At 60.2% G+C, this 7,958-nt stretch carries 8 protein-coding genes and 1 pseudogene; 8 read left to right on the forward strand and 1 reads right to left on the reverse strand.

Annotated features, from left to right (window positions below):
* The first annotated feature begins 9 nt into the window (after positions 1-9).
* Both M6F29_RS05400 and M6F29_RS05405 read left to right on the forward strand, forming a co-directional pair.
* Positions 10-1,044, forward strand: a complete 1,035-nt coding sequence (locus M6F29_RS05400; protein WP_298157841.1) for a glycosyltransferase family 4 protein — start codon at positions 10-12, stop codon at positions 1,042-1,044.
* Positions 1,041-1,418 (forward strand): diacylglycerol kinase, encoded by a 378-nt coding sequence (locus tag M6F29_RS05405; RefSeq protein WP_297456709.1) that lies wholly within the window; start codon positions 1,041-1,043, stop codon positions 1,416-1,418. Before M6F29_RS05400 ends, M6F29_RS05405 begins: the two co-directional genes overlap by 4 nt.
* Here M6F29_RS05405 and M6F29_RS05410 read toward each other — a convergent pair.
* Entirely contained in the window at positions 1,369-2,304 is a 936-nt protein-coding gene (locus M6F29_RS05410; protein WP_298157842.1) for a DMT family transporter, read from the reverse strand. The two genes, M6F29_RS05405 and M6F29_RS05410, sit on opposite strands and share 50 nt — an antisense overlap.
* A gap of 166 nt (positions 2,305-2,470) precedes the next feature.
* Here M6F29_RS05410 and M6F29_RS05415 point away from each other — a divergent pair, with 166 nt between their 5' ends.
* From M6F29_RS05415 to M6F29_RS05440, 6 genes and pseudogenes are all read left to right on the forward strand, one after another.
* Positions 2,471-2,749: a PP0621 family protein gene (locus M6F29_RS05415; protein ID WP_298157843.1), complete on the forward strand. Its 279-nt coding sequence runs from the start codon at positions 2,471-2,473 to the stop codon at positions 2,747-2,749.
* An 11-nt stretch (positions 2,750-2,760) separates the two neighbouring features.
* Positions 2,761-3,357, forward strand: a complete 597-nt coding sequence (ampD, locus tag M6F29_RS05420) for a 1,6-anhydro-N-acetylmuramyl-L-alanine amidase AmpD (RefSeq protein ID WP_298157844.1) — start codon at positions 2,761-2,763, stop codon at positions 3,355-3,357.
* 57 nt (positions 3,358-3,414) lie between these two features.
* Positions 3,415-4,986: a Re/Si-specific NAD(P)(+) transhydrogenase subunit alpha gene (locus M6F29_RS05425; RefSeq protein WP_297479429.1), complete on the forward strand. Its 1,572-nt coding sequence runs from the start codon at positions 3,415-3,417 to the stop codon at positions 4,984-4,986.
* Between the two features lie 10 nt (positions 4,987-4,996).
* A complete protein-coding gene (gene pntB / locus M6F29_RS05430) occupies positions 4,997-6,394 on the forward strand; it encodes a Re/Si-specific NAD(P)(+) transhydrogenase subunit beta (RefSeq protein WP_298157845.1) in 1,398 nt (465 codons plus the stop codon).
* An 80-nt stretch (positions 6,395-6,474) separates the two neighbouring features.
* A complete protein-coding gene (locus M6F29_RS05435) occupies positions 6,475-7,278 on the forward strand; it encodes a hypothetical protein (RefSeq protein WP_297479423.1) in 804 nt (267 codons plus the stop codon).
* A 68-nt stretch (positions 7,279-7,346) separates the two neighbouring features.
* Positions 7,347-7,958 (forward strand): annotated as a pseudogene (locus M6F29_RS05440) (hypothetical protein); the annotation flags it as partial.

The following is a 7,958-nucleotide window of genomic DNA, read 5'->3' on the forward strand; positions in this document are numbered from 1 at the left end:
AGTGAAGATATGCGTATCATGATCGTGACGGATGCTTGGGAACCCCAGGTCAATGGCGTGGTCCGGACCCTGAAAAATACACGCCGGGAATTGGAAACCCTGGGACATGAGGTCGCCATGATCACTCCCGGGGATTTTTCCACTTTGCCTTGTCCTACCTATCCCGACATTCGCCTGTCGCTGCTGCCGGGGCGTCGGGTCTGCCGAAAGTTGCAGGATTTTGTTCCGGAAGCGCTGCACATTGCCACCGAAGGTCCCCTCGGCCTGGCGGCACGGGCCTATGCCCTGCGCCATGATTTACCCTTCACCACGGCGTACCACACCCGTTTCCCCGAATACGTCCAGGCCCGTTTTGCTTTTCCCCTGGCCTGGACCTATGCCTTCCTGCGCTGGTTTCACGGGCCATCCCGTGCCGTGATGGCACCGACTCCGGTGGTGCAGAAAGATTTGCAACGTCAGGGTTTCAAGCGGGTGGTACTGTGGAGTCGTGGGGTGGATCTGGAGATTTTTCGTTCTGAGCGGGGTCATCGGCTGGATTCGGCACCGCCGATTTTTCTGTATGTGGGACGGGTGGCGGTGGAAAAGAATGTGGAAGCCTTTTTGTCCCTTGATTTGCCCGGTTCCAAATGGGTCGTGGGGGAAGGGCCGGCCTTGCCCCGCCTGCGCCAGCACTATCCGGAAGTCAATTATCTGGGCGTGTTGAATCTGCAGGCATTGGCCGCCGTGTATGCTTCGGCCGATGTGTTCGTCTTTCCCAGCAAGACCGATACCTTTGGATTGGTGTTGCTGGAAGCCCTGGCCTGTGGTTGCCCGGTGGCAGCCTATCCGGTGACTGGGCCGCTGGATGTGATCGGAGATTCCCCCGCCGGGGTGCTGAACGAGGATTTGCGTACGGCCTGCCTCGCGGCCCTGAACATTCCTCGGGAGGTGGCACGGGCTCATGCGGAGAAATTCTCCTGGGCCGCCGCCACCCATCAGTTTGTGGCGCATCTGCAGCCGGTGGAGTCTGCTCCTCCCTTGGTTGCCGAACTGGGGGTGGGATGATTCAGCAGGAAAGCCCCTATAAGGGGAAAAGAGGCTTCAAGCGAATCTGGAAGGCTCTGGGCTATTCCCTGACCGGTTTTGTCGATGCGTACCGGCATGAAAGCGCCTTTCGTCAGGAAGCGGCCTTGTCCTGCGTCCTGGTTCCCCTCTCCCTGATACTTCCCGCATCCGGGGAAGGGCATGCCCTGATGATCGGTAGTCTCCTGCTGGTGTTGGTGGTGGAACTGCTGAATTCGGCGGTGGAAGCTGCGGTGGACCGGGTTTCTCTGGAAAACCATCGCCTCGCCAAACGGGCCAAGGACATCGGCAGTGCCGCTGTCCTGGTCAGTCTGGTGAATGCCGTTCTGGTGTGGGGGTTGGTGCTGTTTTTCTGACCTGAGCCCCGAGGGCGGCCCCCACCGAGACCAGGGCCACCCCCGCCAACGTGGTGAGAGTGAGGGCTTCGCCCAGAAAAGGCACGGCCAGCAGGGAGGTGGTTCCTGGAACGATGGCCAGCATCATGGAGGCAATGCCACTGCCCAGGGAAAGGGTGGCATAGGCGAAACTGAAGGCGGCGACCAGCGCGGCAATGATGCCCTGATAGACACCCTGGAGCAGGAGAGCCGAACTACTGACGCCGGACAATCCTTTGGGGAGGAACAGGGCGTACAGGGGAAGATAGAGCACGGCGGCTCCCACGGTGATGCCGCTGACGGCGTCCAGAGGGCGGATGTTCCATACTCTGACCAGCAAGCCGTAGTAGGCCCAGGACAGGGCTGCACCGATAAAGCAGAGGTCGCCGAGCCAGTTTTTTTCTCCCGTCGACGGAGGAACGGAACCCGGGGCAAAACGGGAGAAACCAATGACCATCAGGCCCAGCGCGGTCAATACCAAGGCCGTCAGGGTGGCGCTGTTGGGACGGTCTTTGAGCCAGATCCAGGCAATTGCGGCGCTGGCCAGGGGGATCCCGCCATTGACCAGTACCCCGGCATGAGCGGCCGGAGCCAGGGAAAAACCGGCGTAGATGAGCAAGGCGTAGAACAGCCCGCCGCTGCTGGCGATGATCAGAAGTCGGCGCAACGGCAGGGGGTTTTTTGAAATGAAATAGATCGGCAGCATGAGAGAACCGGCGACACCGAAACGCAGTGCGGTGAGGTCGTAGGGAGTCAGGGTGCTTTTGCCGCCAAGGCGGGAAACGATGTTGAAACCACTCCAGCATGCCACCACGACGGTGGCGGCCAAAAAACCTTTCCAGCGCGGACGCGCGTGCGAGATAGACATGGATGGAAAACCCGTGAGTGAGCTATGATGTCTGTCGTCGTGGTGACGACGGACATTGGGGCATGAGGCCCGAGCCGTCAGTTTACATGGTTTTCCGGCCCCGGGTTTGGATACGGCTTCCCCCCTTCCTTCCGGAAGGGAAATGGCGCAGCGTAAGGAAAGGCAGATGATACTGAAATGGATTTTATGGGGGTTGGTGATTTTTTGGGTGTATCGCCAGATCACGGGGCACAGATCTCGGGCGGGCTCACTGTTTTCGGGTTTTACCGGAACGGGAAGGGTCCGTCATCCTCCTTCGGAGGCTTCCGAAGAACTCAAAACGACACAGGATATGGTGCGTTGCGCGCATTGCGGACTGTTCCTGCCCCGGCAGGAAGCGCTCTCCCAGAGGGGCGACTGGTACTGTAGCGAAGCCCACCGCCAGGCTGGCGCGCGCGTTCAATGATGGCGCGGGGTATGACCTTTCCTCCGCCTTTTTCCGTGGATTCCGGGGGCTGGGTGAGCCGTGCCTGGCATTGCCCGTCTCCCAATTTCGATCTCCGATCCCGCTCGGGATCTCCCCCAATTCTGGTGGTGATCCATTCGATCAGCCTGCCGCCGGGGCAGTTTGGGGGGCGGGCCGTGGAGGATCTGTTCACCAACCGGCTGGATCCCTCCGCCCACCCGTCTTTTGAATCTCTGCGTGACTTGCGGGTCTCCGCCCATTTCCTGATCCGGCGCGAAGGCACGTTGACCCAGTTCGTCTCCACCGATGCGCGCGCCTGGCATGCCGGAGTATCCCAGTGGGCGGGACGGCAGGGGTGCAATGACTTTTCCATCGGCATCGAACTGGAAGGGACCGATCACACTCCCTTCACGGAGGCGCAGTATGGCACGCTGGGGGCCCTGCTGGAAGGGCTCTGCGCGCGGTATCCCATCCGTGCGATCACCGGACACTGCGATGTGGCACCGGGCCGCAAGACGGATCCCGGCCCCTGTTTCGACTGGGCGCGTTGGGAAGCATCAGGGTATCCTGTGCAACTTCTGCGCCCCAAGAAGGCGCGCTCGGGATAGAATGAGGGTTTTCTGAAAAGGGGCCCCGGCGCGCCCCCATCTGTGGAGAGAATCGTTATGGCGTTGATGATCGGGATACCGCGCGAGATCCATGCGGGAGAACGGCGTGTGGCCGCTACCCCGGAAACGGCCACCCAGTTGATGAAACTGGGCTATGCCGTGGCCCTGGAGAGTGGGGCGGGGGCGGCAGCCCAATGGGGCGATGAGGCGTACGCGGCAGTGGGCGTGAAGATTCTGCCCACGGCCCGGGCGGTGTGGGAACAGGCGGATATCGTGCTCAAGGTGCGCCCGCCCGAGGTGGATCCCGTCACGGGCGAACTGGAATCCCGACCCCTGCGGGCCGGGTCCGCCCTGATCGGTTTTCTCTGGCCTGCCCAGAATCCGGATCTGCTGGAAACCTTCAGGGCCCAGGGAATCACGGCGTTGTCCATGGATGCCGTGCCGCGCATTTCCCGCGCGCAGAAACTGGATGCCCTGAGTTCCATGGCCAATATTGCAGGGTATCGCGCCATCGTCGAGGCGGCCCAGCATTTCGGACGTTTTTTTACGGGACAGATCACTGCAGCCGGCAAGGTGCCCCCCGCCAAGGTGATGGTGATCGGCGCCGGGGTGGCGGGGTTGGCGGCCATAGGGACGGCGCGCAGTCTGGGGGCCATCGTGCGTGCCTTCGATACCCGTCCCGAGGTCAAACAGCAGATCGAAAGCATGGGGGCCGAGTTTCTCGAACTGGATTTCGAGGAAGAGGGGAGTGGGACGGGGGGTTACGCCAAGCAGATGAGTCCCGAGTTCATCGCTGCGGAAATGGCGCTCTTCGCGGCCCAGGCCAGGGAAGTGGACATCATCGTGACCACCGCCCTGATTCCAGGCAAGCCTGCTCCCCGTCTGATCACCGCCGACATGGTGGCGAGCATGAAGCCTGGCAGTGTCATCGTGGATCTGGCGGCGGAACAGGGCGGGAATTGTGAGGGGACGGTGCCCGGTCAGGTGACCGTGGTCCACGGTGTGTCCCTCATCGGTTATACCGATCTGCCCAGTCGTCTGGCAGCCCAGTCGAGTCAACTGTACGGTACCAATCTGCGCCACCTGCTCACCGATATGACGCCCGGCAAGGACGGACAACTGGTGGTCAACATGGAGGATGAGGTCATTCGTACGGCTACCGTGGTCCATCAGGGCGCATTGACCTGGCCTGCGCCGCCGCTCAAGGTTCGGGCCGTTGCGCCCGCCAAACCGGCAACGGCCATGGTGCCGGCACCCAAGCATGGCGAATCTTCCGGCCCGGCCCATTTCTCCACCCTTTTGAAGGTGTTTGGTGGGGGGGGGATACTCTTCCTGTTGGTGGGTATGTACGCACCAGCCGCCTTCCTGCCGCACTTCACGGTTTTCGTTCTGGCCTGCTTCGTGGGCTATCAGGTCGTGTGGAACGTGACCCCGGCCTTGCATACCCCCCTCATGAGCGTGACCAACGCCATCAGCGGCATCATCGTGCTGGGGGCCCTGTTGCAGATGGCCAACCCCGAGTCCAGTGTGGTCGGGCTGGCGGTGTTCTCCGTGCTGATTGCCACCATCAACATCGCTGGCGGGTTCCGTGTGACCCAGCGCATGTTGAACATGTTCCGCAAAGATTGAGGATTGTTTCATGGGTAATGGAGTATTGACGGTTTCCTATATCGCGGCAGCGATTCTGTTCATTTTGAGTCTGGGCGGATTGTCCCGACAGGAGACGGCGCGACGCGGCAATTTTTATGGGGCGACGGGCATGGCGCTGGCGGTGGGGGCGACCCTGCTGAGTGGGCAGGTAGGCAATCTGGGCTGGTTGATTCCCGCCATTCTGGTGGGGGCCGTGGTGGGCTGGATGCTGGCGGTACGGGTGGAGATGACCCAGATGCCCGAGTTGGTGGCCATTCTTCACAGTTTCGTGGGCCTGGCAGCGACCCTGGTGGGGTATGCCAGCACCCTGGACACGCACACGGTATTCACCGGAGCCGAGCTGAGCGTCCATCGCACCGAAATCTTTGTGGGCGTGTTCATTGGCGCATTGACCTTTACCGGGTCCCTGGTGGCTTTCGGTAAATTGCGCGGTTCCATTTCCGGCAAACCCCTAGCCCTGCCGGGGCGTCATCTGCTCAATGTGCTGGTGATTCTGACTTCGGTCTATCTGGGAATTGGATTCGTGGGAGCGGACACGGTTATGGCCCCCCTGCTGCCCTTGCTGATCATGACCGGGCTGGCGCTGTTCATCGGCTTTCACCTGGTCATGGCCATCGGAGGCGCGGACATGCCCGTGGTGGTATCCATGCTCAACAGTTACTCGGGTTGGGCAGCAGCGGCCACCGGTTTCATGCTCTCCAATGACCTGCTCATCGTCACCGGCGCCCTGGTGGGCAGCAGCGGGGCCATTCTGTCTTACATCATGTGTCGGGCCATGAATCGCAGTTTCCTCAGTGTCATCCTGGGCGGGTTTGGTACGGGCGGCACGACTTCTTCGACCTCTGAAGGCCCGCAGGGGGAAGTGATGGCGATATCGGCAGAAGAAACGGCTCACATGCTGGCCGATGCCCAGGGGGTGATCATCGTTCCCGGTTATGGCATGGCCGTGGCACAGGCCCAGGGGGCCATCAGTGAAATCACCCATCGTCTCCGTGCCAAGGGGGTGACGGTACGCTTTGCCATTCACCCCGTGGCCGGACGTTTGCCCGGTCACATGAACGTATTGCTGGCCGAGGCCAAGGTGCCCTACGACATCGTCATGGAAATGGATGAGATCAACGGGGACTTCCCGGACACCGATGTGGTTCTGGTGGTCGGGGCCAACGACATCGTCAATCCCAGCGCCCAGGAAGATCCAGGTAGCCCCATTGCCGGCATGCCGGTGCTGGAGGTCTGGAAGGCCAAGACGGTGGTGGTCTTCAAACGCAGCATGGCGACCGGCTATTCCGGTGTGGAAAACCCCCTTTTCTACAAGGAGAATGCGCGCATGCTCTTTGGCGATGCCCGGAAGAGTGTCGATTCCATCCTGGCCCATTTGCCCAGTTGAGAGAAGTGTCATAAAACCTTCATGGAGAAAGGGGGGCGACCTCGCTATAATTTCGTGCTTTTGTGCGAATGGGGTCGGTGATGCAAAAAACGGAGAAGGGAAAGGGAAGTTTTTTCCTCTGCCGTTTGGTGGGTGGGTTGCTGGCGGGGTTTTGCTCACTCGGTGCGCACGCGGTATTGCAGGATGAAATTCAGGTCTATGACGATACCATCAATGACCCCGGCCAATGGGGGTTGCAAATGCACCTCAACAGTACCCCTTCCGGCCCCCAGTACATTCCGCCCAACGACGGGATGGTGGATACCCATGGATACCGGAGCACGGCGGAAATCAGTTATGGCCTGACTCCCACCCTGGAGGCCGGGTTATACCTTCCGGTGGTTCATGGCTACTATGATGGAACCCAGTTTGCCGGTCCTCGCGTGCGGATGAAATGGATTCCGCAAAAAGCCCCGGATACGGGGGGGATATTTTACGGGCTGAATGTAGAAATCTCCGATATCAAGCCGATCTACGAACCCACGCAGCAAATGATGGAGTTGCGTTCCATCATCGGCTACCGCGATTCGGATTGGCTGTATGACATCAACCCCACTTTGGATTACAATCTGCGCCCCGGCTACCGTCAAGGGGGGCCGGTGTTCAGTCCGCAGATCAAGGTCGGGCGAAACGTCATGCCGGGGTTGATGGCGGGCTTCGAGTACTATTCCGTGTTGAGTACGCTCACCACGATGTTTCCCTATTCGCAGCAGAATAACGTTCTGTTTGCTGCCGTGGACATAAACATGAAACCCTGGGTCGTCAACTTCGGGGTCGGCCGTGGCTTGACCCAGGCGGCGGACGGCTGGACCATCAAGGCCATCATCGATATCCCGATCGACTGACGGTCGGGGAATATTCATTCGGATGATTCGGTATTTTTTGGGTAATAGCGCAAGGGAGTGTATGGGTCGTGGGCGGTCGTGTCGGAAATCTTGCTCCCTTGGGCTGGGCGCGCGCATTTATTCGGTTTCTGTGCCTGACACTCTGTTTTCTGGCCATTCAGGCTCATGCCGGCCTGTGGGACCTGACGGGGGACGACGGCAGGGAGGGTAGTTCACCGCCCTGGGTGGTCCAGGGCGACGAAACCTTCATTGATCAATACCACGGTTCCTTTCCCTCCGCCCGTCCCAATGGTCCGAACAGTTTTTCGTCGAATCCCGAGAACTCCTTCTCGAATATCTTTGGTCTGCAACTGGGGTTCGATCTGGGAAACCAGGGGGAATTCTGGTTCCGTTCGGAAACCATTCGCGGGATCCCTCTCAGCAATGCAGGGGGGTTGGGGGCGTTGACCAATAACGACATGCAGCGCTACATGACCAATACTTTCGTGACCTACCTCGCGCTGGGGTTCTACACGCGGGTGGTCAACTTCGGGGGGGAAAGCGAATCCTTGCCCATGGCCAGCCACCAGTTCGACCGCGCGGTGGACTCCCATCGTTTGACCTGGACCATCGGCAAAGTGGATGTGCTGTCCTATTTTGACGGCAATGCCTATGCACACAAGAGCGACGACCAGTTTCTC

It is taken from the genome of Ferrovum sp. (genome assembly GCF_027317285.1).
In the GTDB taxonomy this organism is placed as follows: domain Bacteria; phylum Pseudomonadota; class Gammaproteobacteria; order Burkholderiales; family Ferrovaceae; genus Ferrovum.